The 26,356-nt window shown below is 64.9% G+C and carries 26 protein-coding genes and 1 tRNA gene; 14 read left to right on the top strand and 13 right to left on the bottom strand.

Annotated features, from left to right (window positions below; all coding sequences use genetic code 11):
- Positions 1 to 38 precede the first annotated feature (38 nt).
- From AC6I9R_RS10915 to AC6I9R_RS10900, 4 genes are all read right to left on the bottom strand, one after another.
- Positions 39 to 647: a histidine phosphatase family protein gene (locus tag AC6I9R_RS10915; protein ID WP_461425601.1), complete on the bottom strand. Its 609-nt coding sequence runs from the start codon at positions 645 to 647 to the stop codon at positions 39 to 41.
- 33 nt (positions 648 to 680) lie between these two features.
- Positions 681 to 755, bottom strand: a tRNA-Val gene (locus AC6I9R_RS10910).
- 14 nt (positions 756 to 769) lie between these two features.
- Positions 770 to 1,243, bottom strand: a complete 474-nt coding sequence (locus tag AC6I9R_RS10905; RefSeq protein WP_461425600.1) for an HU family DNA-binding protein — start codon at positions 1,241 to 1,243, stop codon at positions 770 to 772.
- Positions 1,244 to 1,368: 125 nt separating this feature from the next.
- Positions 1,369 to 2,145 carry a polysaccharide deacetylase family protein gene (locus tag AC6I9R_RS10900; protein WP_461425599.1) on the bottom strand — a complete coding sequence of 259 codons (777 nt, stop codon included), beginning with the start codon at positions 2,143 to 2,145 and terminating at the stop codon, positions 1,369 to 1,371.
- Between the two features lie 319 nt (positions 2,146 to 2,464).
- Here AC6I9R_RS10900 and AC6I9R_RS10895 point away from each other — a divergent pair, with 319 nt between their 5' ends.
- Positions 2,465 to 2,644, top strand: coding sequence for a hypothetical protein (locus tag AC6I9R_RS10895; protein ID WP_461425598.1), 180 nt, complete (start codon positions 2,465 to 2,467; stop codon positions 2,642 to 2,644).
- Positions 2,645 to 2,766: 122 nt separating this feature from the next.
- On the opposite strand, the gene lon is transcribed toward AC6I9R_RS10895, so the two are convergent.
- The 5 genes from lon to AC6I9R_RS10870 all read right to left on the bottom strand — a co-directional run bounded on the left by lon (position 2,767) and on the right by AC6I9R_RS10870 (position 8,462).
- Positions 2,767 to 5,166, bottom strand: coding sequence for an endopeptidase La (lon, locus tag AC6I9R_RS10890; RefSeq protein WP_461425597.1), 2,400 nt, complete (start codon positions 5,164 to 5,166; stop codon positions 2,767 to 2,769).
- Between the two features lie 257 nt (positions 5,167 to 5,423).
- A complete protein-coding gene (locus AC6I9R_RS10885; protein ID WP_461425596.1) occupies positions 5,424 to 5,954 on the bottom strand; it encodes a hypothetical protein in 531 nt (176 codons plus the stop codon).
- Between the two features lie 129 nt (positions 5,955 to 6,083).
- Entirely contained in the window at positions 6,084 to 7,004 is a 921-nt protein-coding gene (locus AC6I9R_RS10880) for an SRPBCC family protein (RefSeq protein ID WP_497863113.1), read from the bottom strand.
- Positions 7,005 to 7,116: 112 nt separating this feature from the next.
- On the bottom strand, positions 7,117 to 8,247 hold the full coding sequence (gene tgt, locus AC6I9R_RS10875) for a tRNA guanosine(34) transglycosylase Tgt (protein WP_461425594.1): 1,131 nt from the start codon (positions 8,245 to 8,247) through the stop codon (positions 7,117 to 7,119).
- Positions 8,248 to 8,288: 41 nt separating this feature from the next.
- Positions 8,289 to 8,462, bottom strand: coding sequence for a hypothetical protein (locus AC6I9R_RS10870; protein ID WP_461425593.1), 174 nt, complete (start codon positions 8,460 to 8,462; stop codon positions 8,289 to 8,291).
- Positions 8,463 to 8,568: 106 nt separating this feature from the next.
- On the opposite strand from AC6I9R_RS10870, the gene AC6I9R_RS10865 reads away from it, so the two are divergent.
- Positions 8,569 to 9,381 (top strand): LysR family transcriptional regulator, encoded by an 813-nt coding sequence (locus tag AC6I9R_RS10865; RefSeq protein ID WP_461425592.1) that lies wholly within the window; start codon positions 8,569 to 8,571, stop codon positions 9,379 to 9,381.
- Here the strand turns inward: AC6I9R_RS10865 and AC6I9R_RS10860 are convergent.
- A complete protein-coding gene (locus AC6I9R_RS10860) occupies positions 9,378 to 10,190 on the bottom strand; it encodes a class I SAM-dependent methyltransferase (RefSeq protein WP_461425591.1) in 813 nt (270 codons plus the stop codon). The two genes, AC6I9R_RS10865 and AC6I9R_RS10860, sit on opposite strands and share 4 nt — an antisense overlap.
- Before the next feature lie 142 nt (positions 10,191 to 10,332).
- Here AC6I9R_RS10860 and AC6I9R_RS10855 point away from each other — a divergent pair, with 142 nt between their 5' ends.
- From AC6I9R_RS10855 to AC6I9R_RS10840, 4 genes are all read left to right on the top strand, one after another.
- Positions 10,333 to 10,695, top strand: a complete 363-nt coding sequence (locus AC6I9R_RS10855) for an SUF system Fe-S cluster assembly protein (RefSeq protein ID WP_461425590.1) — start codon at positions 10,333 to 10,335, stop codon at positions 10,693 to 10,695.
- 197 nt (positions 10,696 to 10,892) lie between these two features.
- Positions 10,893 to 11,564, top strand: a complete 672-nt coding sequence (locus AC6I9R_RS10850; protein ID WP_461425589.1) for a DUF3307 domain-containing protein — start codon at positions 10,893 to 10,895, stop codon at positions 11,562 to 11,564.
- 83 nt (positions 11,565 to 11,647) lie between these two features.
- Positions 11,648 to 12,028: a HesB/IscA family protein gene (locus AC6I9R_RS10845; protein ID WP_461426603.1), complete on the top strand. Its 381-nt coding sequence runs from the start codon at positions 11,648 to 11,650 to the stop codon at positions 12,026 to 12,028.
- The gene (locus tag AC6I9R_RS10840; protein ID WP_257892171.1) at positions 12,025 to 12,354 is read left to right on the top strand and encodes a TfoX/Sxy family protein; all 330 of its coding nucleotides are present in this window, start codon (positions 12,025 to 12,027) and stop codon (positions 12,352 to 12,354) included. Before AC6I9R_RS10845 ends, AC6I9R_RS10840 begins: the two co-directional genes overlap by 4 nt.
- A gap of 141 nt (positions 12,355 to 12,495) precedes the next feature.
- Here the strand turns inward: AC6I9R_RS10840 and AC6I9R_RS10835 are convergent, their stop codons facing one another.
- Positions 12,496 to 13,416 (bottom strand): isopenicillin N synthase family dioxygenase, encoded by a 921-nt coding sequence (locus AC6I9R_RS10835; RefSeq protein WP_461425588.1) that lies wholly within the window; start codon positions 13,414 to 13,416, stop codon positions 12,496 to 12,498.
- A 74-nt stretch (positions 13,417 to 13,490) separates the two neighbouring features.
- Between AC6I9R_RS10835 and tpiA the strand changes: the two genes are divergently transcribed.
- Entirely contained in the window at positions 13,491 to 14,237 is a 747-nt protein-coding gene (gene tpiA / locus AC6I9R_RS10830) for a triose-phosphate isomerase (RefSeq protein WP_461425587.1), read from the top strand.
- Positions 14,238 to 14,294: 57 nt separating this feature from the next.
- Here the strand turns inward: tpiA and AC6I9R_RS10825 are convergent, their stop codons facing one another.
- Positions 14,295 to 15,581 (bottom strand): PPC domain-containing protein, encoded by a 1,287-nt coding sequence (locus AC6I9R_RS10825; protein ID WP_461425586.1) that lies wholly within the window; start codon positions 15,579 to 15,581, stop codon positions 14,295 to 14,297.
- 191 nt (positions 15,582 to 15,772) lie between these two features.
- Between AC6I9R_RS10825 and AC6I9R_RS10820 the strand changes: the two genes are divergently transcribed.
- From AC6I9R_RS10820 to AC6I9R_RS10790, 7 genes are all read left to right on the top strand, one after another.
- Positions 15,773 to 17,620, top strand: a complete 1,848-nt coding sequence (locus AC6I9R_RS10820) for a sensor histidine kinase (RefSeq protein ID WP_461425585.1) — start codon at positions 15,773 to 15,775, stop codon at positions 17,618 to 17,620.
- Positions 17,617 to 18,969, top strand: a complete 1,353-nt coding sequence (locus AC6I9R_RS10815) for a sigma-54-dependent transcriptional regulator (protein ID WP_461425584.1) — start codon at positions 17,617 to 17,619, stop codon at positions 18,967 to 18,969. Before AC6I9R_RS10820 ends, AC6I9R_RS10815 begins: the two co-directional genes overlap by 4 nt.
- Positions 18,970 to 19,232: 263 nt before the next feature.
- Positions 19,233 to 20,225: a TAXI family TRAP transporter solute-binding subunit gene (locus tag AC6I9R_RS10810; protein ID WP_461425583.1), complete on the top strand. Its 993-nt coding sequence runs from the start codon at positions 19,233 to 19,235 to the stop codon at positions 20,223 to 20,225.
- A 71-nt stretch (positions 20,226 to 20,296) separates the two neighbouring features.
- Positions 20,297 to 20,989, top strand: a complete 693-nt coding sequence (locus AC6I9R_RS10805) for a nitroreductase family protein (RefSeq protein ID WP_461425582.1) — start codon at positions 20,297 to 20,299, stop codon at positions 20,987 to 20,989.
- A 51-nt stretch (positions 20,990 to 21,040) separates the two neighbouring features.
- Entirely contained in the window at positions 21,041 to 23,587 is a 2,547-nt protein-coding gene (locus AC6I9R_RS10800; RefSeq protein WP_461425581.1) for a TRAP transporter permease, read from the top strand.
- Positions 23,588 to 23,690: 103 nt separating this feature from the next.
- Complete coding sequence (locus tag AC6I9R_RS10795) at positions 23,691 to 24,875, top strand: cytochrome P450 (protein ID WP_461425580.1); 1,185 nt, start codon at positions 23,691 to 23,693, stop codon at positions 24,873 to 24,875.
- Positions 24,875 to 25,585, top strand: coding sequence for a site-2 protease family protein (locus AC6I9R_RS10790; protein ID WP_461425579.1), 711 nt, complete (start codon positions 24,875 to 24,877; stop codon positions 25,583 to 25,585). The genes AC6I9R_RS10795 and AC6I9R_RS10790 overlap by 1 nt, the downstream gene beginning before the upstream one ends.
- Here AC6I9R_RS10790 and AC6I9R_RS10785 read toward each other — a convergent pair.
- On the bottom strand, positions 25,576 to 26,355 hold the full coding sequence (locus AC6I9R_RS10785; protein WP_497863106.1) for a hypothetical protein: 780 nt from the start codon (positions 26,353 to 26,355) through the stop codon (positions 25,576 to 25,578). The two genes, AC6I9R_RS10790 and AC6I9R_RS10785, sit on opposite strands and share 10 nt — an antisense overlap.
- Position 26,356 lies beyond the last annotated feature (1 nt).

The following is a 26,356-nucleotide window of genomic DNA, read 5'->3' as shown; positions in this document are numbered from 1 at the left end:
GGGCAATCTCGATCACATGCCGTGTTGTGCCAGCGTGATCAGGGATCAAGGTCGTCCAGGCGGGTTTCCCGCCCATTTTCCAGGCAATAGACGATGCCCTGATCGTGGCCAAGCCCGGCCATGTCTTCGCGCGACAGGCCACAGAGCACCCCGCGCAGGACCTGCGAGGTGATCCCGTGGGTCACGCAGATCGTAGGCCCCGTGATCGTGGCCAGGCAGTCCTCCAGCCGCGCCTTCAACGCCTCATAGCTTTCGCCGCCGGGCGTATTCAGGGACAATTCGAACAGGTTGGGATGGGCGCGGGCGGCGGCATCTTCGGCCAGGAAATCCTCCCGCAACCGCCCCTGCCAGGCGCCCATATGAACCTCGGCCAACCTGGGTTCGATCTGTGCAGGGTGGTCGACCCGCCCTGCCCCTTGCGCCACCAGATCCCAGGTTGCCCGGGCCCGGCCCAGGGGGCTGACGCGCACGGCGCACTCCGGATGCTGCGAGAAGACCTTGGCGCGCAGGATTTGCCCCTGCCTCAACGCCTGCGCTTCCCCCTCAGGGGTCAGCGGAGCATCCAAATGGCCCTGACAGCGCCCCTCTCTGTTCCAGGTCGTCTCTCCATGGCGGAGGACGTAAATCGGAGGGTACCCGACCGTCACCAAATCGCCCGTTCGTCAATCAAAAGAGGGGAATGGTGGGTGATAAGAGATTTGAACTCCTGACATCTTCGATGTGAACGAAGCGCTCTACCACTGAGCTAATCACCCGACCTGAGGCGCTTTTAGCTGTCCTCTTGCGGGTCTGCAAGGGGGGCCACATCACCGGCGGCGGGGTCAGCTTCCGCGCGTTTCAACTTCAGGGTCAGCATGTCGCCACCGGGCTTGTCGAGGCGCTTTTTGACCATCAGTTTGCCAAGGGGCGGCACCACGACCTCGTCAGAGGCGTCCAGCGCTTTGCCGATCTCATCGAGCACGACATCGAAGACCATCTTGGCCTCAGACCGCTTCAGTGACACGCGCTTGGCGATCGCCTCGATCAGATCCGGGCGCTTGAGCCGGTCATCATCGGCGGGCTTGGGGGCCGACGCCTCAGCCGTGGGTGCCTCAGCCACGGGAGCCACGTCAACAGCAGGGCTTTCAGGCGCCTCGGTTTCAGGGGCGGCGTCGGCTTTCGCCACCGCTTTCACGGATGTGGCGCTGCGGCGCGGCCCGGCGGAGGTGGATTTACGTTTGCGCGGTTTGGTCGATGTCGCCATGGAAGGTGCCTCTTGCTCTGATCTTCCCGCTCGCCTCCCGGAAGGATGCGGCGCGAATTGTTTCTATTCTGGAAACAGCTTAGCGGAAAACAAGCGATTGGGCCACCCTGCCCGGGAAAACAGGGTTAAGCTGTGGCTTGGACCAGGCGCAGACGACGCCGATCCCAGCGCGGCCAGCCAATCAACTCGGACATCGTGACAAAGCGGAAGCCCCGCCCCGTCACCCCGTCGAGCGCCGAGGGCATGGCCCGCACCGTCGCGCGGTGGATGTCGTGCGCCAGGATCACAGCGCCGGAATGGCTGTTGCCGACGATCCGTTGCGACACGACCGCTGATCCCGGGCGTTGCCAGTCCAGCGGATCAACGGACCACAGGACTGTGGGCATCCCGCGCGCCTCGAACATCATAAGACGTTGGCGATCATAGAGATTTCCGTACGGCGGCCGCAGGGTCACTGGCGGGCGACCGACGGCGTCATAGACGGCGCGATTGGTGCGGTCGATCTGGCTGAGCACCGAGGCATCGGAATGGCCGTGCAAACTGGGGTGTGACCAGGTGTGGTTGCCAATCTCATGGCCCTCCGCGACCATGCGCTGCAGGATTTGCGGGTGGCGCGCGGCGTTGCGCCCGATGACGTAGAACGTCGCCCGGATCCCGCGCGCGCGCAGCATGTCCAGAAGTTGCGGCGTCAGGCTTGGGTGCGGGCCGTCATCGAAGGTCATCGCGACCAGGGGCTGCGCGGTGGGAATACGCGTGACCGTGGCCGCCTCACCGCGCGTGATCGGCCCGCGCCCGGCGAAGCTTTGCGGTAAGCCCTGGGCCCAAGCTGGCGCCGCCAGGAAGGGCGTGGCCAAACCAGCCGCTGCCCCAAGCAGCACTTTTCTGCGGTGAAAATCAAACATACGCGTACAAGGTCCTTGGGCGGGCTTACGGGGCGTCGTCATCATGGTCGGGGCCAAGCCGCCATGGCAACGAATCAGCTTGTCCGTGCGGCCTGTCCGACCCAGGGCGTTGTGCGGAAGACACATTTCCACGGTTTTGCAACAGGCTTTGCGACCAAAACGTGGCATTGAGGCCACGAAACCCAATGTCATGGCCAGGAATGCCCGCTTGGCGGGCAGAGGCCATTGATCGCGCGGGTCGATTCTTGGAAAGATAAGGGCAAGCGTGGTCTGCAAGCCGCGTCCCTACGTCTGAAATCTATTCCTTGGGGGAATAATCATGAGAAAAGTTTTGATCGCAGCAGCTGCGGCTGCCATGCTGTCGTCCGCTGCAAACGCCGGTGGCATTGTCACGCACACGCCCCAGGCCGTCATCATCGAAGACACCGCCTCGTCCAGCCAGGGCATCTTCGTGCCGATCTTCGCGGTCCTGTTCGTGCTTCTCGCACAGCACCACTAAGCGCAGCGACTTGGCGACGCGCCTTGGTGCGCTCGCCGTCTATCACGAAAAGACCCGCGGGCTTTCACGGCCTGCGGGTCTTTCTTTTTCAGTGCCTTACGGCATGACGCTTACACATCACTTCAATGGGCCGTGGCCCCCTCGCCGCCCCGGGCGATGGCAGCGGCGGCGGCGGCGGCTTCTTCTGCCGCCTCGTCCCACTCAATCGCTTCGGGCACCGACGTCAGGGCATGGGCCAGAACCTCGGACACGTGGGCGACGGGGATGATGTTCAGCCCCTCCTTCACATTGTCCGGGATCTCAACGAGGTCTTTCTCGTTTTCCTGAGGGATCAGGACCGTCGTGATGCCGCCCCGCAGGGCCGCCAGAAGCTTCTCCTTCAAGCCGCCGATCGGCATTGCGTTGCCGCGCAGCGAAACCTCGCCCGTCATCGCGATGTCGCGTTTCACCGGGATGCCGGTAAGAACCGACACGATGGACGTGACCATCGCCAGACCCGCGCTTGGCCCGTCTTTGGGCGTCGCGCCATCGGGCACGTGGACGTGGATGTCCATGCGGTCGAACTTGGGCGGTTTGACCCCGATGCTTGGCGCGATGGAGCGCACGTAGCTGGAGGCCGCGTCGATGCTTTCCTTCATCACATCGCCGAGCTTACCCGTCGTCTTCATCCGCCCCTTGCCGGGCAGTTGCAGCGCCTCGATGTGCAGAAGGTCCCCACCTACCGATGTATAGGCCAGCCCGGTGACGACACCGATCTGATCCGCGTCCTCGGCCAGGCCATAGCGGTATTTCTTCACGCCCAAGAAATCCCCAAGATTTTCGGGGGTTACGACGACTTCTTCAACCTCTTTGCGCACGATCTTGGTCACGGCCTTCCGGGCCAATTTCCCAATCTCCCGCTCCAGGTTCCGCACGCCCGCCTCACGAGTGTAGACGCGGATCATCTCTTGCAGCGCCTCGGGCTCCAGCCGGAATTCGTCGGCCTTCAACCCGTGGTTTTTCACCTGCTTGGCGATGAGGTGACGGTTGGCAATCTCGGCCTTTTCATCCTCGGTGTAGCCGGCCAGCGGAATGATCTCCATCCGGTCCAGAAGCGGGCCCGGCATGTTGTAGGAGTTCGCGGTGGTCAGGAACATCACGTTTGAGAGGTCATATTCGACCTCAAGATAGTGATCCACGAAGGTGGAGTTCTGTTCCGGGTCCAGCACCTCCAGCATCGCGGATGCCGGGTCGCCCCGGAAGTCCTGCCCCATCTTGTCGATTTCATCGAGCAAGATCAGCGGGTTCGTCGTTTTCGCCTTCTTCAGCGCCTGGATGATCTTGCCGGGCATCGAGCCGATGTACGTCCGACGGTGACCGCGGATCTCGGACTCGTCGCGCACACCACCCAGGGAAATCCGGATGAACTCACGCCCCGTGGCCTTCGCCACCGACTTGCCGAGCGAGGTCTTACCCACACCCGGAGGGCCGACGAGGCACATGATCGGCCCCTTCAGCTTCTTGGACCGCTGCTGGACCGCCAGATATTCAACGATCCGCTCCTTCACCTTCTCCAAGCCGTAATGATCGTCGTCGAGGATCTTTTCGGCCTTGCCCAGATCCTTCTTGACGCGAGACTTCACGCCCCACGGGATCGACAACATCCAGTCGAGGTAGTTGCGCACAACCGTGGCCTCGGCGCTCATCGGCGACATGTTCTTGAGCTTTTTCAGCTCGGCATCCGCTTTCTCGCGCGCCTCTTTGCTCAACTTCGTGGCGTTGATGCGTTCGGCCAACTCGGCCACTTCGCCTTCGCCCTCTTCGCCGTCGCCCAATTCGCGCTGGATCGCCTTCATTTGCTCGTTCAGATAGTACTCGCGCTGGGTCCGCTCCATCTGTGACTTCACGCGGGTCTTGATCTTCTTCTCCACCTGCAGCACGGACATCTCACCCTGCATCAGGCCGTAGACCTTCTCCAGCCGCCCGGCGACTTCGAGGGTTTCCAGAAGCTCCTGCTTCTGCTCCACCTCAATGCCCAGATGGCCAGACACCAAATCGGCGAGCTTGGCCGGATCATGGGCCTCGGACACAGACGTCAGCGCCTCTTCGGGCACGTTCTTCTTCACCTTGGCGTATTTCTCGAACTCTTCGGCGACCGAGCGCGTCAGCGCGGCAATCGCTTCCAGATCGCCCGTCGTCTCGGCCAGTTCCGTGGCAATCGCCTCAAAGAACGGGTCAGTCGAGGTATATTCGTCAATCCGCACACGGCGGCGGCCTTCGACCAGCACCTTCACGGTGCCGTCGGGCAGTTTCAGCAATTGCAGCACATTGGCCAGCACGCCGTTTTCATAGATGCCGTGGGGGCCGGGATCATCCTCGGCCGGGTCGCGCTGCGAGGACAGCAGGATCTGCTTGTCGTCCTGCATCACTTCTTCCAGCGCCCGCACGGATTTTTCGCGGCCCACGAAGAGCGGCACAACCATATGCGGGAAAACGACGATGTCGCGCAGCGGCAGGACGGGATAGATTGTTTGGTCAGACATATGCTGTCTTCCTTTATCTTTGGCCGAGGGTCTGGCCCCGCTTTGCGGCAACCTAGCCCCCTCCATCTTCAGGACTTCTTAACGTGGGGCGATGACGGGGCTGTTTCAAGCCGCCCCGTCGCGGAATTAATTGCCGGAGTGTGCACGCCCGCGCCCCGCCGCACAACCGAGATTTGGCGGTCCTCCCCGCCTGGGACGCAAAATGATGTGGAAAACACGCGCCTCGGCTTGGCGGCGGCCCAGATGCCTAGGGATGCCTAGGGCTGCCGGGGCGCGAACCCGGCGGCACCCTGGCGGCTCATTTCCTCGACCTCCAGCCCCAGATGCAGACCCGCGCCTTGGGCCACGCGCGCCAAAACCGGCGCGTCGCGTGCGGTTTCCATCAGCAAAACCGCCCCGCGTTGCGGGCAAAGCGCCCAGAGCTCGCTGACCTTGCGTGCCCGTTTGTCGCCCGATGTGGTGATGGCCCCCATGCGCAGGGTGTCATAGCGCCCCAACCGCAGCCCCTGCGCGGGCAGCGTGATGCCGCGAAAGGGGCCGGGCTTGCGAATACCGCCGCGCGATATGATCAGCGCCACACCGAACGCCGACCACAGCACATGCACGACCGCCCAGAGGAGCAACAGCGCGATCCCCAGCAAGGCCCAGACCCATAGGCCTGTCTCGCCCAGACCCAGTGCTACGAACACGATGCGCAGGCCGAAGACGGCCAAGCCCCCGAAGACCATCGTGACGATCACGGAGGCGGCGATGGAGCCGTTCGCGCGGATGATCGTACGGCTGTTCAAGTTGGTTTCCCTTACGCCTACTCGGCGTTTCTTACCGCGACAGCGGGGGTCACCAACACCCCTGCGTGTCTCGCAGGTTCATCATGACGAGGTCTGCGATCAGCCCCCCGCGAAGCAATCGCAAATCGCTCAGGCCGAGCGCGCCAACTTGCGGGCCGCCCATCCGCCCAGGGACCAGTCCCGGCGTCCGTTCATCTTTGCCACGACCCCGTTCATTTCATCGCTCAAGATGTCGTCGAGCCATAGGAACGACCATGTGCCAAAACCCAGGCCGGGGTAGCTTTGGGTGCTTGTCACCAAGCACCGACCGTCGTCCAGCGGCTCACATTTCATCTCGTAGCTGCCAGAGAACCCGGCACCGGCGTCGCTCTCGGGCTCAAAATCGTAGAGGAAATGCAGCGGTTTGTTCCAAATGTGCCGCGTATGGCGTTGGATCAGCGCGCCAAACTTGCCCATCTTGAAGCGCGCCTCCACGACATTGCCTCCTGCGCCAGGAACATCGGCCACCCGCGTCAGCACGTTGTTCCAATAGGTGCCGAGGTTATCAGCGTCAGGCGCAAGAGCAGCCCAGATGGCGGCGGGTGTGGCGTTGATCTTGCGACGGTCCCGAAACCGCAGCGGCAGCTTTGGGGACAAGCGGCCGAAAAGCGGGGATTCGCGCATCAGCGCAAGGCCGAAGTAGAGCACGGGCCACCACCAGATTTGCGTGGAGCCATCCGCCATCCACGGCGCCATCCACGCGGGCATCATCGGCGCCGCGAACCGCGCCGTTTCCACCAGCACAAAGGTCAGCGCCCCCAATTCCAACGCGCCGCGCAGGCTGGGGAACAGAAGGATCACCAGGCCACAGGCCCCAAGGGGCACGATGGCAACAGCAAGCCCGTAGGAGAGTTGGTTGATCCAAAGCGGCCCTTCCATGCTGTGCTTGAAGTAGTAGCGCAGCTCCGGGTTGTCGGTCAGCGACAGCGCCACCGCAAGGCCCAAAAGAAGCATGACAACGGCGATCCTGCGGCGTTGACTGTAGAGGCGTTTGAACATCGGCGGCTCCATCCATTCCACGGCACTTTTCCGCAGGAATGGGGCGATTGCTTGACCGGTTGGAGGCGATTGGGCGCAAGGAGCGAGCCGACATGGGGCGTGGAGCAGATGACCTAAGGCCTAGTTACAGCGGCTCGATATCCCCTGCCGCGCGCGTGGCGTGGAACCTCACCTCAAAGCCCGCGAAATCATCTGCCGCGATGGCCGCGCGCATGTCCGCCATCAACTCTTGGTAATAATGCAGGTTGTGCCAGGTCAGCAGCATGCCCGAGATCATCTCGTGGCTGCGGAAGACGTGGTGCAGATAGGCGCGCGAATAGTTGCGGCAGGCGGGGCACGTGCAGTCTTCGTCCAGCGGGCGCGGGTCATCGGCGTGGCGCGCGTTCTTGATGTTCACCTGTCCGCGCCGGGTCCAGGCCTGCCCGGTCCTGCCGGAACGCGACGGCAACACGCAATCCATCATGTCGATCCCGCGCTTCACGGCGCCCACGATGTCATCGGGCTTACCCACGCCCATCAGGTAGCGCGGCTTGTTCACCGGCAGCTGATCCGGCGCGAAGTCGAGGCAGCCAAACATGGCCTCCTGCCCCTCGCCCACGGCAAGGCCGCCGACCGCGTAGCCGTCAAACTCGATCTCTCGCAACGCCTTGGCGGATTCCGCGCGAAGGTCCTCCTCCAGCCCGCCCTGCTGGATCCCGAAAAGCGCGTAGCCGGGGCGGTCGCCGAACGCCTCTTTCGAGCGTGCGGCCCACCGCATCGACAGGCGCATGGACTCTTCCAACGCCTTGCGGTCCGCAGGCAGCGCCGGGCATTCGTCGAAGCACATCACAATGTCCGAGCCCAGAAGCTTCTGGATTTCCATCGACCGCTCGGGGCTGAGAAGATGTTTGGAGCCGTCGATGTGGCTGCGAAACGTCACGCCGTCCTTGGTCAATTTGCGCAGATCCGCGAGGCTCATCACCTGAAACCCACCGGAATCTGTGAGGATCGGCTTGTCCCAATTCATGAACCGGTGCAGGCCACCAAGGTTGGCAATCCGCTCTGCCGTGGGGCGCAGCATCAGGTGGTAGGTGTTGCCCAAAAGGATGTCGGCGCCCGTGGCGGCCACGCTTTCGGGCATCATTGCCTTGACCGTCGCCGCCGTGCCCACGGGCATGAAGGCGGGGGTGCGGATCTCGCCACGCGGGGTGGCGATGACGCCCGTGCGGGCTTTGCTCGAGGTCGCGTTGAGGCGGAAGGAAAAACGATCGGACATGCCCTCCGCTTAGCCCCGCAGCGCGCAAATTGCAAAGCGCCTCAGGTGCGGCGGCCCCGACGTTTCAACCGCAACGCCGTCAACCACCGGTCCCGACGCAGCCGCCGTCGCTGCGCGCGCTGATCCGCTTCCATTTTTGCAAACACTTCCCGCTCTTTCATCACGCCGGTGCGCGGGGGTTGCGGGATGTCGATCTTGCGAATTATCTCATGCATGGCTTTCATCCTTCTGCTAATAGGGAGTTATTGCCATGACCCGAGGTCTCTCCGCGACAGACAGGATCGCGAATGGGTTTTCATTTTTGCAAAGGAGGGCGCGCATATGTGGGATGATCTGGCCCTGTTCTCTGCCGTCGCACGCCACGGCAGCCTGACAGCAGCCGCCGCCCAGGCCGGCAGCAGCGCCGCGACCCTGTCACGCCGAATGAAAGCGCTGGAAGCGCAGATGGACCGCGCGCTGTTCCTGCACGGGCGCGAGGGTTATGCGCTCACGTCCGAGGGGCGAGAACTGCTGCGGCGCACCGAGCGGATGGAAGCCGCCGCCGCCGACATCCAGGTGTGGCGTGACCAACGGCCCGGCAAACGCGCGGTGCGGATCTCGGCCGGGACCTGGACCTCAAAACTACTCGCGCGCGGCTTTGCCGACATCTGGCAACCGGGCTTCGACTGGGTGCCCGAGTTCTTGGCCGGAGAGTTGTTCCAAGACATTGCCCGCCGCCAGATCGACATCGGCATCCGCAACCGCCGCCCGGATCAGCCCTGGTTGGCGGGCCGAAAGACCGGCACGGTGGACTTCGCGGTCTTCGCGCTGGACGCCAGTGTCACCGGCTGGATCGGCGCGGGCGGGGACCGCGCCACCACGCCGACGGCGCGCTGGCTGGAGGCCCATCACGCAGCTGAAATCGTCACCCGCGCCAATGACGCGGTCCTCGCGGTTGCCATGGCCAAGGCCGGGATCGGGCGCGTCGTGCTGCCGACGTTCATGAGCGACATGGTGGCCCCGCTGATGCAACTCGGCGACACGATCCCGGAATTGACCCACGAACAATGGCTCGTCTGCCACCACGAGGGGCGACACGACCCGCCCGTGCGTCACGCGTTGGAGGCTTTGGCGAATTTCCTAAGCGCGTCCTAGGCGGTTGCCGTAAAGAAGTGAATGCGCGCAGGCACCAGCACGGCACCCGCCTTGTTCTGCATCTGCCGAAACCGCGAGGCGATGGCGTCTTCAATCGCCTCGACCTCTTCCGCATCCGCCTCCTCTTGGGCGATGCGCGAGGCCGCGACACCAAGGGCCATCTGGGTCGCGGTGATCTCTTCTAACGTGCCCGTGGGCAGAAGGGTCAGGTCCAGGGTTTCCACCTCGGCCTGCCAGCCGCTGGAGCTCAGCGCATCGAGCGCCGTGTCGGGCAGCGCAAAGCGGAAGGGTCCGGGCGCGTTGGGGTCCGGGCGCTCGGCCGGCGGGCCAAGGACGGCATTCGCCGCCTGCCCGCCGATGCTCAGCCAGGGGTTGCTTGCAGGCGGTGCCCAGGCCGCGAAGGTGAAGCGCCCGCCCGGCACCATCGCGCGGCGCAGATTGGCGAAAGCGGCCTGCGTGTCGCCAAAGAACATCGTGCCGAAAAGCGAGATCGCCCGCTCAAATCCCGCGCCGGAAAAATCATGGGTCTCGGCGTCGGCCTCCAAGAGCGTCACGCCGTCCGGCATCCGCTCGGCCGCGCGCGCGATGAATGGCGGCGCCACATCGACGCCCGTCACTCCAGCGCCCTGCCCCACGGCCTCAGCCGCCAGAGCGGTGCTCAGCCCGCTGCCAATCCCGATATCCAGGACACTGTGGCCGGTCTGCAGATCCGCCTTTTCCAACATCGCATCCAGAACCGGGCGATGCGCCGCCTCCATCCGTGCCTCGGCCTTGAGCCAAGGGGCGGCCAATTCGTCCCAGTTTTTCATGGTGTTCCCCGTGTGTAAGACGTGAACACTGACGCCCGCGGCCCCGAAACACAAGGGCGCGACATCTGCGGGTCGACGGCGTCTTTACGCCCCGCCCCCCAATCCCTATATCTTTGGTCAGGTACAAACCGCAGGGCAGACCATGACCGAGCAATCCCCTCAGATGGAAGGCGCACCGCTGATCGCGCCCTCCAGCACAGATCATCCGCTGTATGACAACGTCGTTGAGGCGTGCCGGTCCGTCTTCGATCCGGAAATCCCGGTGAACATCTACGATCTTGGCCTGATCTACACGATCGATATCGGGGCCGAGAACGAGGTTTCGATCATCATGACGCTGACCGCCCCCGGCTGCCCCGTGGCCGGAGAGATGCCCGGGTGGGTCGCCGACGCGATCGAGCCGCTGGACGGCGTCAAGCAGGTAGATGTCGAACTGACGTGGGAGCCGCCCTGGGGCATGGACATGATGTCTGACGAGGCGCGGCTGGAACTGGGCTTCATGTAAGTCCCGCTTGCCGCGATCCTGCATTCTGTAAAGACAGGCAATCCTTACGCCGATTTGACGTCCCGTGTGCTTGTCGCGGAGGCCTGCGCCTGCCATCGTTTTTTCAAGGGGAATATTGGAAGAGGGCGGCACATCCACGCCGTCAACGGGGCCACGCCGCGCGTGAACCCCATTGGAAGCAGGAACCGACATAGCCAATGGCAGCCTATACTTTTGCAGCCTTGTTTCTGGCCCATGTGATCGCGGATTACGTGTTGCAGACCACCTGGATGGTCGTGAACAAGAAGCGCCCCATCGCCATGGCCGCCCATATCGCGCTGGTCCTGGGCACCATGTGCGCCACCACGCTGACCCTGAACCCCTGGTTCCTGGCACTCGCCGCGCTGCATCTGTGGATCGACATAGTCAAGACCTACGCGATGCCCGAAGGCCTGGGCGCCTATGTGGCCGATCAGCTGTTGCACGTGGCCTCCATCGCTGGAATCGCGCTTCTGGCGCCGCAGATCTGGCCCGCGAGCCCGTTGGCCGAGGTCGAAAACCTACCGCTTTACTACATGATCGCGGGCGGCGTGCTCTTTGCCGCGCGCGGTGGGCAATATGCGGTGGCGATGTGGCTGGGGGGTCGCGGGCCGCGCTTGGGCGTTGTGATCGGCTGGATGGAACGTGCCGCCCTTTGCGTGGTGCTGATCGGCGGCTGGCCCGTTTTCGTGGCAGCCGTGATCGCGGTGAAGGGAATCTACATGGGCCTCAGCTTCACGCAGCGCGACGCGGGCGGGCGCACGCGCCTGCTTCTGGGCTCGTGCATCAGCCTGGCCTGGGGGCTGGCCGTGGCCGTGCCTTTGGCCATGGTCATGCCGATGATGCACTGAATAATTGAGCGTTCTCGTCAGGCTTGAGAAACACGCCGCCGGGGCCTACATTGACCTTAAGCAGTCACATGAAAGCCAGACCCATGTTCGGTATCCCCGGAAAACAGGCCGTCACCATGACGGACAAAGCGACCAAGCAGATCGCCAAGCTGATGGCCCAGGGCGGCACGCAAGGGCTGCGCATCGGCATCAAGAAGGGCGGCTGCGCGGGCATGGAATACACCATGGAATACGTGTCCGAGATCGACCCCAATGACGAAGTGGTGGAGCAGGACGGCGCCCGCGTGATGATCGCGCCAATGGCGCAGATGTTCCTCTTTGGCACCGAGATTGACTATGAGGTGTCGCTGCTGGAATCCTCGTTCCAGTTCCGCAATCCCAACGTCACGGACGCCTGCGGCTGCGGCGAGTCGATCAAGTTCAAAGACATGGACGAACTGGCCGCCGCGACGCTCGACAAGTGAGTGTCTCGGACGAAGAGATCGCCCACGCGCTGGAGCTCTTTGACGGTCTCGGCGGCCTGACCACACGCAAGATGATGGGCGGGCTCTGCATCTACCACGACGGGACGATCTTTGCGCTGCTGATGTCCGACGGGCAGTTGTTCCTGAAGGGCCGGGGCGCGTTTTGCGATGTGCTGGATGCCGAAGGCTGCACGCGCTGGACCTATGAGCGCGAAGGCGCCAAGCGCAAGCCCACTGCGATGCCCTACTGGACAATGCCCGAGGCCGCGATGGATGACCCGGATGAAGCCGTCGCCTGGGCGCGGCGGGCCTTGGAGCATTTGTAACGGCGATTGGACTGTTGCGCCTAAGGAAACCGGTTCAGTGGGGGCCAGCCCCCACACACACCTATCAGTGGGGGCCAGCCCCCACACCCCCGGGATATTTAGAGAACGGGGAATGGGGGGCGCGGGCAGAGGACTGGGCGGTCAACTGGCATCTTGCAGGTGGGTGTAGGTTTCCTGGTAGCGCTTTGAAAGGTGTTCGCCAGCGCTGAGTTTGGGGGCGCCGTCGGGCGTGACGTTCGTGTCATAGACCGGGTTGAAAAAGAGCGGGATCGAGATCCGCTCATGGGCGCCGCCGATCACCCGGTGCGGCGTGGCGCGGATCTGGCCGCCGTTTGGAAGCTCAGCCGTCCACATCTCCAGCATCTCACCGAAGTTGATGATGAAGGTGCCGGGGTCCGCTTGCACCGGCACCCAGGCGCCGTCGCGCATCTGCACCTCCAGTCCCGGTTGGCCGTCGGTCGCCAGGAGGGTCAGGCAGCCGTAGTCCGTATGCGCGGCAATGCCGAAGTCGCGCTCGCCCGCCCAGGCGGGGCGCTCGGGGTAGAAGTTGCCGCGCAGAAGCGCCATTGGCTTGGCGAATTTGTCGGCAAAGAACGTGGGATCGGCGCCGATGGCGGCTGAGATGCCTTGCAGCAGGTCAAGCGAAACGGCGCGCGCTTTGGTGAAATAGCCCTCGATGGTGTGTTGGAAGTCCGCGGGCTGCGCGGGCCATTGATTGGGCGCATAGACCGGCAGGCGCGCGAAGGGGTCGTCCTTGGGCAGTTCAACGCCGCAATCGAAGACCTCTTTGTAGTCGGGGTTGGCCTCGGGATCGACCTGCTCGGACCCCTGCCCGCCCCAACCCCGGTTCGAGCCTGTGACATTCATGTTCACGGCCTGCTTGTTGGCCGCATCGCCCTTGAAGAAGGCGCGGTAGGCGGCGATGGCGGCCTCAACGTCGCGCGCGCTAAGCGCGGTGTTGTGCAGGGTCAGAAACCCCACCTCCTCCGCGCCGATCCTGGTGGCGGCGAGCGCCTCAGGTTCACGGGCCGCGAGGGCTTTTGCGTCGATATGTGGGATCATCGATGACCTCCTGTCGGGTTGACCGCTGTCGTGTCGAGTGCAACGACGTGTCCAAAGCAAACTTGGAGGCGGCGATGGCACGGAAAATGGCGGCAGGCAATTGGAAGATGAACGGGGTGGAGGCCAATCTGGCCGAGGTGGACGCCTTGGCGGACGCCGTTTCGGCGGCCAGCTGCGATGTGCTGCTGTGCCCGCCCGCCACATTGATTGCGCCGATGGCGGCCCGCGCGGGGCTGATGGACCTCTACGTCGGCGGCCAAACCTGCCACGCGGCAGCATCGGGTGCGCATACCGGCGACATCTCGGCTTCGATGCTCGCGGACGCGGGCGCGACCCATGTGATCGTCGGCCATTCCGAGCGGCGCGCGGACCACGGCGAGACCAGCGAAGATGTCGCGGCCCAAGTCAGCGCCGCGATCGACGCGGGCCTGATCGCGATCATTTGCGTTGGCGAGACCGAGGCCGAGCGGGATGCGGAGGTGACGCTGAACGTCGTCTCCGGCCAGCTTGCGGGCTCCATCCCCACCGGTGCCTTGCCGGACCAGATCGTCATCGCCTACGAGCCCGTCTGGGCCATCGGCACGGGCCGCACGCCGACGCTGGAGCAGATTGCAGAGGTTCATGATCATATCCGGTCTGAACTGGCCGCGCGGCGCGGCGGCGCGGCGGGTGACATCCCGCTGCTCTATGGCGGCTCGGTCAAGCCGGGCAATGCCGCCGAGATCTTTGCGGTGTCCAACGTCGATGGCGCCCTAGTGGGCGGGGCGTCCCTGAAGGCCACGGATTTCGGCGCCATCATTGCGGCGCTGTCCGCCGCGTAGCCCCCTAAACAAGGCCGCCCCACCCGAGGAAGGGCGGCCTTTTCGTAACGCGCCGGCTTAGGGCGCCGGGATATAGCGCTCGGTCGCGACGCGGATGATGCCCTGGTAGTTGTCCGAATACTGGCGGACGGCCAGCAGATACCGGCCCGCCTGCACACGCGCGGTGATCTGGCTGTTGAGCGTGCCGCCATGGTCGTCGTTGAAGGCCAGCTCCTGGCCCAGATCGTTGAACAGGATGATCATCGGGTCGCTGTCGGTGACCTCGACCGCGTCGATGACGATGGCGCCCTGTTGGTCGACCTCAAACGCATACCACGTCGCCGTCGTGCCCGAGATCTGCACATCGCGGACCGAGCGGCCCGGCAGCACGCCCAGATCGGTGATCGGGTAGGACCCATCCATTGGCGGGGCCGCATCGCCCCGGTCATAAAGCTCGGCCAGGGCAGCGGCGGCGTCATAGCCCGAGACCGAGACCGTCACCGGTACGTTCGGATCCCCCAGCGCCCGCATGCCGATGCAGTAATCACCCGGCGGCAGCGGCGCGGTGAAATCCACCCGGCTGTTGAGCGATTGGTAATCGTCATTCTCAGCCAGAAGATCGCCGTTGCCGTCGAAAATGTAGATATAGGGATCGGCCTGGGGGTTCTCGGCCGTGATCGACACCGCCTGCGCCCCGGAAAGCGTGAAGCGGTAATAGGGCACGCCGTTGATCGTGTTGGCCGCACTCACGCCGCCGCCGTTGACCAGTTGCGCGTCCAGCGGACCGTTGCCAAGCGGCGTGGCCACCGTCTCGGGCGTGCAGGGATCGACGCCCACGAAGAAGCCGTTGCCGCCGCCAAAGAAGCCGCCCGCAAGGCCTGCGGTGATCGTCTCATGCTCCAACCGGCCCACGCGAATGTCGGCGGTCAGATCGCCGCCTGCAAAACCGCGCGTCAAAAGGCAATAGGTGCCGGGCTGCAGCAGCGTCTCGGCCCGCGACGCCCATCCGCCGCCGCTATCATCATCGGTCACCACAAGCGCGCCGGTTTCGTCGTACAGATCAAGGACGCTGTCGCCGTTGCCCACGGGCTGCGCTTCAAGGCGCACATCCGTGGCCGCAGACAGGCTGAAGACGCCGACGACATGGCCGTCCAGGGCAATCGGCACACTGCTCAGCGTCAGTGGCCCCGTGGCTGCGGCGATGTCCGAGGCCTCCGGCGTGCCGCCCATCCAGTCAGCCGATGTGGCGATGCCGGCGCAGATGCCGGTCTGGCCGGTATCATCGGCCACGGCCTGGGCGTGGCCCATACCCGCCGTCAGCGCGATGATCGCGGTCGTGGCAAAGGCAGAAAGCGTAAATTTCATTAAGATATCCTCCAGTCGTGCCGCCGCGTCCTGTCACGCAGCGGCTCCGTGGGATGAATATGCACGCGCTGCCCGGGTTTTCCAATGCGGCACGCGGAAATCCGCGCGGGGAAAATTTCGCATTCGTAGACGCCGCCGCCGGAAAGGCGCCCCTCTGGCCAGCTTGTCAGAGGCCTGCCATAGTTGGCGATATGAGTGATCGCCCCACCCTTCCCCTTTCGCGTCCCCGCGCGACAACGCCGCGCCGGGCGATTGGGGTTGTCGTTGTCGTGGCGCTTTTGGCACTTGCGGTCATCCTCGCCTCCCTGCCCCGGATCGAGCGGCTTTACCTGCGCCAGGCCGGAGCGGAGGACGCCGCCACCCTGCGGCTCGCCACGCAAGTGCTGCGCGGCGCGTTGGAACGGACCCAAGCCCTGCCCGCGCTGATCGCCGACCGCGCGATCCTGCGTGACCTGCTGGCAGAGCCTGAGAACGACGGCATCGTGCCCTTCACCAACGAATTGCTGCGCCAATCGGCCCTGTCGCTGGATGTCTCCGATATCTATGTGCTCGACACCGAAGGGCGCACCATCGCCTCGTCCAACTACCGGACGGAGCATTCGTTCATCGGCCAAAGCTTTGCCTACCGCCCCTATTTCACCGACGCCATGGGCGCGGGCTTGGGCCGGTTCCACGCCCTGGGTACGACGTCTGGCCAGCGCGGCTATTTCTTCGCCTCCCCGGTGATCGATGACACGCGGATCGTGGGCATCGTCGTGGTGAAACTGCGCTTGGATGTCTTTGAAGAGGCCTGGGCCGCCTCGGACGCCACGATCATGGTGACGGACATCAACAACGTCATTTTCCTGTCGGACCGGGCGGATTGGCATTTCCGCACCACCGTGCCGCTCAGCCCCCAGGTGCGCGAGCAGATCGCGGCAACCCGCCAATACCCGCTCGCGCGCCTGTCGCCCCTGGGCATGGACGTCGCGCCGCTCGATCCAGAGATGGGCTTCGGGTTGGAACTGGCAGAGGTGGGCGACGAAAGCTTCGTCAGCCAGACCACGCTGATCGCCGCGCCAGGGTGGCGCGTCACGATTCTGACGCCCACGGCACCGGCCCTGCAACGGGCCTGGACGGCGGCGCTTTTGCTGGCGCTGGTGGTCGTCATGCTCGGGCTGGTGGCGGCCACGATGCTGGGACGCCGCGCGCGGCTCATTGAACGCCTGGCGGCTGAACAATCCCTGGCCAGCCTGCTGGAGGCCCGCGTGACCGAGCGCACCCACGAGTTGAAGGCCGAAGTCGAGGAACGTCGCGCGACCGAGGCGCGCCTGCGCACGACCCAGGCAGAGCTGGTGCAGGCGGGCAAACTGGCCGCCCTGGGGCAGATGTCGGCGGCGTTGAGCCATGAGTTCAACCAGCCGCTCGCCGCCGTGAAATCCTACGCCGAGAACGCCCGCACCTTCCTGGAGCGTGACCGCACGGATGAGGCGCGCGGCAATATCGAACGGATCAGCGGCCTGGCGGACCGCATGGCCTCGATCTCGAAACACCTGCGCAATTTCGCCCGGCGTCCCGGCGACAAGACCGGCCCCGTGCCGCTAAAGCCCATCATCGCCGATGCGCTGGAACTGATGGACGCGCGCCTGCGCGGGACAGAGGTCATCTATTCGCCGCCCGAGGCCGAGGTCTGGGCGCGCGGCGGGCGCGTGCGCCTGCAACAGGTCATCGTCAACCTTCTGGGCAACGCGCTGGACGCCATGGAAGGCGTGGCGCGCCCCCGGATCGAGATCACGCTGTCGGGCGGTGAGGCGCCCGAAATTGCGGTGTGTGACATCGGCCCCGGCCTGTCCGAGGACGCGCTGTCCCAGGCCTTCGACCCGTTCTTTACCACCAAAGCACCCGGACACGGGCTGGGGCTTGGCCTATCGATCTCCTACAATATCATCGGTGATTTCGGCGGGCGCATGATGGCCGAGAACCACCCCGGTGGCGGCGCGCTCTTCCGGGTCACGCTGGAGCCCGCCACGCCCGAAGTCCCGGAGCTGGCCGCAGAATGAGCGGTGCGGCGGTCCTGTTTGTCGATGATGAGGCTGATTTGCGCATTGCGGGCGAGCAGACCCTGTCGCTCGCAGATCTTCCGGTAATCGCCTGTGAGACCGCCGCCGCCGCGCTCGACCACATCTCGCCCGATTTTCCCGGCATCCTGGTGACGGACATCCGTATGCCCGGTATGGATGGCACCGCCCTGATGGCCGAGGCCCTGAGGCGCGACCCGGATCTGCCGGTGATCCTGGTCACCGGCCACGGCGACGTGGAACTGGCGGTCGAAAGCATCCGCAACGGCGCCTATGATTTCATCGAAAAGCCCTACGCGCCTGCGCGGCTGGTCGCGGTCATCCGCCGCGCGCTCGACAAGCGCCGCCTGACCATGGAAGTGCGCGCGCTGAAGGCCCAGGCCTCGGCCAATCGGGCAGACCCGATTGCCGCGCAATTGATCGGACGCTCGCAAGTCATGGCGCAGCTGCGCGCGCAACTGAAGGCCGTGGCCGAGACCGAGACGGATGTGTTGATCGAAGGCGCCACCGGGACCGGAAAGGAAGTGGCCGCGCGCGCGCTCCACGGCGCCTCTGACCGCGCGGCCAAGCCTTTTGTTGCGGTCAATTGCGCCGCCCTGCCCGACACGTTGATCGAAAGCGAGCTGTTCGGCCACGCGCCCGGCGCGTTTGAGGGCGCGGCCCGCGAGCGCTATGGCAAATTCCGCCACGCCCAGGGTGGAACGCTATTTCTGGACCAGATCGACAGCATCCCCCTTGCGCTGCAGGGCAAACTGCTGACCGCCCTGCACGACCGGGCGATTACGCCCCTGGGCTCCAATGAACCCGTGCCCCTGGATCTGCGCGTCATCGCCGCTTCCCGGCGCGACCTGGCGCAGGCCGCCGCCGAAGGCGCCTTCCGCGATGACTTGCTCTACCGCCTGAACGTCGTGACCCTGCGCATGCCGCCCCTGGCCGAGCGACGCGAGGATATTCCCGGCCTGTTCCAGATCCTGCTGGCCGGCGCCTCCACCCGTCACAACCGCCCCGTCCCCGCCATGCCCCCCGACGCGCTGGCCGAACTGGCCACGCGCGACTGGCCCGGCAACATCCGCGAGTTGCGCAATGAGGCCGAGCGCGCCATTCTGGGCCTGGGTGCAGGCGGCGTGCCGCCGGGCACAGGCCGCCTGGCAGATCAAATGGCCGCCCACGAGCGTAGCCTGATCGCCGCCACCCTCAGCGCCCAGGGCGGGTCGATCAAGGCGACCTATGAGGCGCTCGGGATCAGCCGAAAAGCGCTTTACGAGAAGATGCAGAAACACGGGCTGGACCGGGCAGATTTCCGCCCGCCCCCGGGTGCGCAAACCCCGTGAACGGGGCGCAACCAGAGCCTTGCAAGGCTCTGGCAAATGTCTTGCAAGACATTTGGTCGCGCCAATGTGTCGGATTGCACCCACAAAAAACCGTGCAATGGGTGGAAATCGACACATCTCACGCAGATCTTACCACCCGTTAGCGCAAACATGGGAAATGCCCGCTGGACGCGCATCGGGAATGCTCTCACCAAACAGCCAAGCGATCGGGATGGGAGCCCGCTATCCGGGAACCTGGTCGCAACCAACTAAGGGAGACTACCATGACCTTCACGAAACTGGGCGCATTGACGCTGTCCACGGCTATTGTTGCGACCTCTGCCTTTGCAGACGGTCACGTTGACCGCACCGGCTGGCCCGAGAACTTCACGCTCGGCACCGCAGGCCAGGGCGGCACCTACTTCGCCTATGGCTCCGGTTGGGCCAACCTGGTGGCGGACGAGCTTGGCATTTCGGGTGCGGGCGAAATCACCGGTGGACCGATGCAGAACATGGCGCTGGTCCACACTGGCGAGGCGCAGTTCGGCATGACCACCATGGGCCCGGCGGCGGAAAGCCTCCAAGGCACCAACCCCATCGCCCCCGGCCTGCAGATGACCGGCGCCTGCGCGATGTTCCCGATGTACCAGACGCCCTTCGCGATCACCGTGCTGGCCTCCTCGGGCATCGAGGCCATTTCTGATATCCCCGACGGCGCGCGCATCGGCTTCGGCCCAGCAGGCTCCACCTCGGACACCTACTTCCCGCGGATGATGGAAACCCTCGGCATCGAGTTTGACCGTCGCAACGGCAACTGGACCGACCTCGGCGGTCAGGTGCAGGACGGCCTGCTGGACGTCATCGCTTTTGCCGCTGGCGTGCCCACGCCCGCCGTGAGCCAGCTGGAAGTGCAGACCGACATCAACTTCATCGCCTTCACCGAAGAAGAGCAGGCGACAATCATGGCCGAATTCCCGGTCTCGCCCTTCGTCATTCCGGCGGGCACCTACGAGACGCTGACCGAAGACGCGGACTCGGTCTCCATGTGGAACTTCGCCATCGCCAACTGCGAACTGCCCGCCAGCTTCGTTTATGCCGTCGTCGACATCATCATGTCCGACAACGAGCGCATGATGGCGATCCACGGCGCGGCCCGCTCCACGCTGCCCGAGAACTGGGACAAGAACGAAGTCCTGATGTGGCACCCCGGTGCGGCCCAGTGGTTCATCGAGAACGCAGGCGCCACGATCCCTGACGACATGATCCACGGCGGCTAAGCCGTTGATCCCGGGGCGGGCCTGCACACAGGGCCCGCCCTTCCCCCCCCTTTCCCCCCGGACAGACCCTGATGTTTAGCCGCTCGCATATGTCATACGAGGCGCTGGCCCTGCCAGACCGTGCCGACCTGTCCGATGCGCAAGCCCTGGAGGCCGCGCAAACGGCCTATAATCAGATCCGGACCCGCCATTCGATCCGCGACTTCTCTGATCGTCCCGTGCCCCGCGCGGTGATCGAGACCTGTGTGAAAGCCGCCGGAACCGCGCCCTCGGGCGCCAATCACCAACCCTGGCACTTCGTGGCCATCGCCGATCCCGCCCTCAAGAAACGCATCCGCGCCGAGGCCGAGGCAGAGGAACGCGCCTTCTACGCAGGCGGCGCGGGCGATGAATGGATCAAGGCGTTGGAGCCCATCGGCACCGACGCCCACAAGCCGCATCTGACGACCGCACCCTGGCTGATCGTCGTCTTCGCGCAGCGCTGGGGCCAGTTTGACGACGGGACGCGGTTCAAGAACTACTACGTGCCCGAAAGCGTCGGCATCGCCACGGGTTTCCTGATCTGGTCGCTGCACCGCGCGGGCCTCAGCATGCTCACCCACACGCCCAACCCGATGAAATTCCTGAACGCAGCGCTGGACCGCCCCGCCTCCGAGAAGGCCACCATGATCCTCGCCGTAGGCCACCCCGCGCTTGACGCCAAGGTGCCTGCCGTTGCCAAGTTGAAAAAGCCGCTGGATGAGATCCTGAGCGTGCGGGACTGAACGCTCCCCCGCCCGCCTCATCCCAGCCCACCAGAGCCCAAGGGACACACCATGACCGACCAGACAGCCGCACAAGACCAAGTTGAAGGCCCCGTCATTGCGGAAGGCGTGGATGACGAACCCGCGGCCAGCAACCAGCGCGAGTTCAAGGATGTCTCTCTGATCATCATCGGGGTCATGTCGGTCCTCTATGCGGGCTTCCACATGGCCGCCCTCAACGGTCTGTCGCTGTCGTCGATGACGGGCATCGACCTGCCCTTCCTGCCGCAATTCCCGATGGAGACGTGGAACTTCCGCATCGTCCACATCGCGGGCGCTTTGGCCCTGGGGTTCATGTTGTTCTCGGCCCATACCTTCGGAACGGACACCAGCACGGACCGCTCGACCAAGGTGATTTCGCTGGTGGCGGCGGTCTTCGCCCTACCTGCGCTTTATGCGGGCTTCACGGTCCTGGGCTTCATCGGCCAGATAAACGGGGGAGAGCTGCCGCAGATGGGCGGTCTCACCACCTGGGCCGCCTTCCCCGGCACGGAAATCTACAACGCCGAGGTCTGGCACTTCGGCATCCCCCTGCTGACCGCCACCGGCGGCGCCATCGTGCTCAGCTGGTTTGAGCGTCAGGGCCGAGGCTCCTTCGCCGCTTCCGACATCGTCCTGGCCATCTGCGCGCTGGTCGTGGCCCTCTACCTGATCCCGATCTATTCCACCGCCGCGCGCAATTCCGTGGGCACCTCCTTCGTTCCCATCGGCGTGGCCTTCGCCGCCACCGCGGGCGCGGCCATGATCCTGGAACTCACCCGCCGCGTTGCGGGCCTGGCCCTGGTGATTATCACCGGCGTCTTCCTCGCCTACACCTTCACGGCGCACCTCCTGCCGGGCCTCTTGGCGGTGCAAAACCCCTATGACTGGCAACGCTTCTTCGGCTTTGTCTACACCGACGCAGGCATCCTCGGGCCAACCACGGCGGTCTCCTCGACCTACATCATCCTCTTCATCATCTTTGCCGCGTTCCTGCAGGCCTCCAAAGTCGGCGACTACTTCGTCAACTTCGCCTTCGCCGCCGCAGGCCGCGCGCGCGGCGGCCCCGCGAAAGTGGCGATTTTCGCCTCCGGCCTGATGGGCATGATCAACGGCACCTCTGCAGGAAACGTTGTGGCCACAGGCTCGCTCACCATCCCGCTGATGAAGAAAGTCGGCTACCACAAGAAAACCGCTGGCGCCGTGGAAGCTGCGGCTTCGACAGGTGGCCAAATCATGCCACCCATCATGGGCGCAGGCGCCTTCATCATGGCCGAGATCACTGGCATTCCCTACCAGGACATCGCCATCGCCGCGCTGATCCCGGCGGTGCTCTACTTCGCCTCTATCTACTTCATGGTGGATTTCGAGGCCGCGAAACTGGGCATGCGCGGCATGCGCGAGGATGAGCTGCCGAAGTTCAAGGAAATGGCCAAGAAGGTCTTCCTGTTCCTGCCGATCATCATCCTGATCTTCGCGCTCTTCATGGGCTATTCGGTGATCCGAGCCGGAACCTTGGCCACCATCGCCGCCGTCGTCGTGTCCTGGGCCGCGCCCGAGCACTTCATCCCGCGCGGCGGATGGTCGATCCAGCGGCTCTTCGTCCTCGCCATCACCGTGATGACCCTGATCCTGACGGCAGTCTGGATCATAACCCCCGCCCCAGCACCCGGCGCGGACCCCAGCGCCCTGATCACCTCGCTTGGCACAATCACCGGCCTGATCGTCGTGGCCGCCTTTGTCTTCATCTCGGTCTCCGAGATGATGAAGCCCGACAGCACCATCGGCCTGGGCCTCAAGGGCCTGCTGCGGGGCCTGGAGATTGCGGGCGTCATGTCGATCCAGATCATCGCGGTCTGCGCCTGCGCCGGTATCATCGTCGGCGTGATCAGCCTCACCGGTGTCGGCGCCCGCTTCTCGGCGGTGCTTCTGGACCTCGCGGGCGTCTCCCAACTCCTGGCGCTCTTCTTCGCCATGTGCATCGCGATCCTTCTGGGGATGGGTATGCCCACCACCGCCGCCTACGCCGTCGCGGCCTCCGTCGTGGCGCCGGGCCTCGTGTCCCTCGGCATCCCGCAACTGACCGCGCACTTCTTCGTCTTCTACTTCGCCGTCGTCTCCGCCATCACGCCCCCCGTGGCGCTGGCCTCCTATGCGGCGGCGGGTATCTCGGGCTCCAACCCGATGGAGACCTCTGTCGCGTCCTTCAAGATCGGCATCGCCGCCTTCATCGTGCCGTTCATGTTCTTCTACAACGGCAACCTGCTGATGCAGGGCCCCATCGTCGAGGTGGCGGGCGAAATGGTCCATGAGGCCCCGGCCTGGTACAACATTGCGCGCGCCGGCATCACCGCGATCGTCGGCATCTTCCTGCTGACCTCGGGCATCCAGGGCTGGTTCCTGGGCGGGCGCGCCGTGTGGTTCCTGCGCGTGGGCCTGATCCTCGCCGCCCTCCTGCTGATCGCAGGCGGCATCACCACGGACCTCGCGGGCATCGGCCTGGCCGCCGTGATCTTCTTCATCCAACGGGTCGTGAAACCCGACCCGATGACCACGATCCCGGTGCGCGGCGCCGATTGACACCGCGCCCGCTGCACGACCCTCTACCCCAGGCGGGCGGTTCCCCTCTTGCGGAACCGCCCCTTCCCCGTTCTTCAAATATCCCCGCCGGAGGCTCCCGACCTTGGCCCTACCCACCGTCCACCAGCCCCCTCTTGATCCCACCTTCGTCCAGAACCCCTACCCGTTCTACGCCCAGGCCCGCGCCCAGGGCCCGCTGGTGTACTGGCACGACTACGCGATGCCCTGCACCACGGATCACGCCACCACTAATGCCATCCTGCGCGACCGCCGCTTCGGGCGCGAACCCATCGACGCCCTCCCCGTCCCCGACCACCTCAAACCCTTCTACGATGTCGAAGCCCACTCCATGCTGGAGCTGGAGCCGCCCCGCCACACCCGCCTGCGCGGCCTCGTGCTGCGCGCCTTCACCAACCGGCGGATCAAGGAACTGGCGCCCGAGATCACCCAGCTGACCCATGACCTGATCGACAAGTTCCCCCCCGGCCCGGGCCGCCACGACCTGCTCGACACCTTCGCCCGCCCCCTCCCCGTCACCATCATCGCCCGCCTTCTGGGCGTGCCCGAGGACATGGCCCCAAGCCTGCTGCGCTGGTCCAACGCCATGGTGATGATGTATCAGGCGGGCCGCACCCGGGCCGATGAGGACACCGCCGTCAAAGCGACAGAGGAGTTCGTGGCCTTCATGCGAGACTACGTGAAGCGCAAGCGCAACCACCCCGAGGATGACCTGATCACCGCCCTGATCGCGGCGGAAGAAGACGGCGAGAAGCTATCGACCGATGAGCTGATCACCACCTGCATCCTGCTTTTGAACGCGGGCCATGAGGCGACGGTCCATTCCATCGGCAACGGCGTGAAACTGTGCCTCGAACAGGGGCTCACCCCCACGGACGCGCCCTTCTTGGAGGAACTTCTGCGCATCGACCCGCCGCTGCATATGTTCACCCGCACGGCCTATGAGGCCGTTACCGTCGCAGGCCACACCTTCCAGCGCGGCGACCAAGTCGCCCTGCTTCTGGGCGCCGCCAACCGCGATCCCGCCGCCTACCTCAACCCCGACACCTTCGACCCCACCCGCTACGCACCAGGCACCAAAACCCCCGCACAACTGGCCTTCGGCGCGGGTTTGCACTTCTGCGTCGGCGCGCCGCTGGCGCGGTTGGAGCTGCAAATCGCCTTGCCGATCCTGTTCCAACGCTGCCCGCAACTCCGCCTGACCACCCCGCCCCGCTACGCCGACATCTACCATTTCCACGGGCTCGACGCCCTGCCCGTGGCCACCTGATGGGCAATTCCATCTTCCTGACCCTCCCCGGCCCCTGGCGCATCCCGATCCAATTCGACATTAGCCTTCTGTTCCTCGCGGCCCTCCTCGGCGCGCTCTTTTTAGAGAGCGGCCTCCTCGCAGCCGCCCTGTTTTTCGCCCTGATCCTGCTCGCGATCCTGCTGCACGAGCTTGGCCACGCCGCCGCCTGCGTCGTCCAAGGCGTGCCCGTCACCCGCGTGGTGCTGTTTGGCGGCGGCGGCTTTTGCGAACACGACGCCCGCGTCACCCCGCGCCAGGCCGAGTTCATCGCCATCGCGGGGCCCCTGGTGAACCTCGCCCTCTGGGCGCTGGCCACGCTGATCCTGCCGATGCTCGCCGCCCCGCCGCCCGAACCGATGAACATCAATGGCACCTGGATCACCGGACCGCCCCGGGCGCAATCAGAGGTCTACCGCACGCTCGCCCTGTTCGCGCAGCTCAACCTTTTCCTGGCGCTCTTCAACCTGATCCCGGTTCTGCCCCTCGACGGAGGTCGCCTGCTTCACTCCTGGCTGCACCGCTTCGTGCCCGGACGCAGGGCCAACAAGATCACCGGGGGTGTAGGCGTGATCCTCAGCGTGCTGTGGATCCCGCTCCTGTTCGCGGCGTTTTTCACCTTCGGCTTCGTGCTGCTGTTCTTCCCCAACATCGCGCTGCACTGGCGCATGATGCGCAGCGGTCAGGGCTGATCGCCATAGCGCTCGGCCAAGGTCCAGAAGATCGCCAGCGACACGAGCGTGACCAGCGCTGCCGCCGTGCCGGTGATCAACCCAGGTGCCCCTGACACCAGAAGCAATGGCCAGAGCGACGTCCCCACATCGACGCTTTCCAAGGCTAGCGTCACGCCAAAGGCTGCGATCTGAGCGGCTGCCATGAACACCACGCCCAACCCCGTCCAAAGGGCCGCGAGGCCCAGGATCCGCCATCGATCAGGGCGGGAGCCTCGCCAGGTGCCGCGCAGGTCCAGCAGACCGCCGCTCTGAACAGCGGGCGCGGCCGGGGCGGCGCGGAAAACGACGTAAAGGGCTGCAAAATCAAAGGCGAGCGCGGGAAACACGGGGCCCCAACCGGTAAGGCCAAACAGCAGGATTGCGATGTCGTCCACTACCATGACCACCGCGGCCCCAAGCACGATGACCAGATAGCGCACATAGGGCTCCCAACCGATCCGGAACCGCACAGCGCCCGTCCCCGTCGCGCCCCAAATACCCATCGCCCAGGGGCCCAACAGCAAAAGCCACATCCCAAGGATCAACGTGATTGTGCTGGGGCTACTGACCGGCCCCGTGATGTAGCGTAGAATGATGTCGGCCCCCGCATCCCCACGCATCACGAGCCCATTAACCAGTTCGAACAGCACGAAGGGAAGCGCCATCGGCACAAAGATCAGCATCAGCACCACCAGGGATGCGCGCCACCGCGTCGCGACGGCCCCCAGCGCAGCCCCAATGACCTGCAAC

The sequence above is a fragment of the Gymnodinialimonas sp. genome, assembly GCF_059726805.1.
Note: the sequence above shows the minus strand (reverse complement) of the source record. Positions and strands in the feature narration are given on the sequence as shown.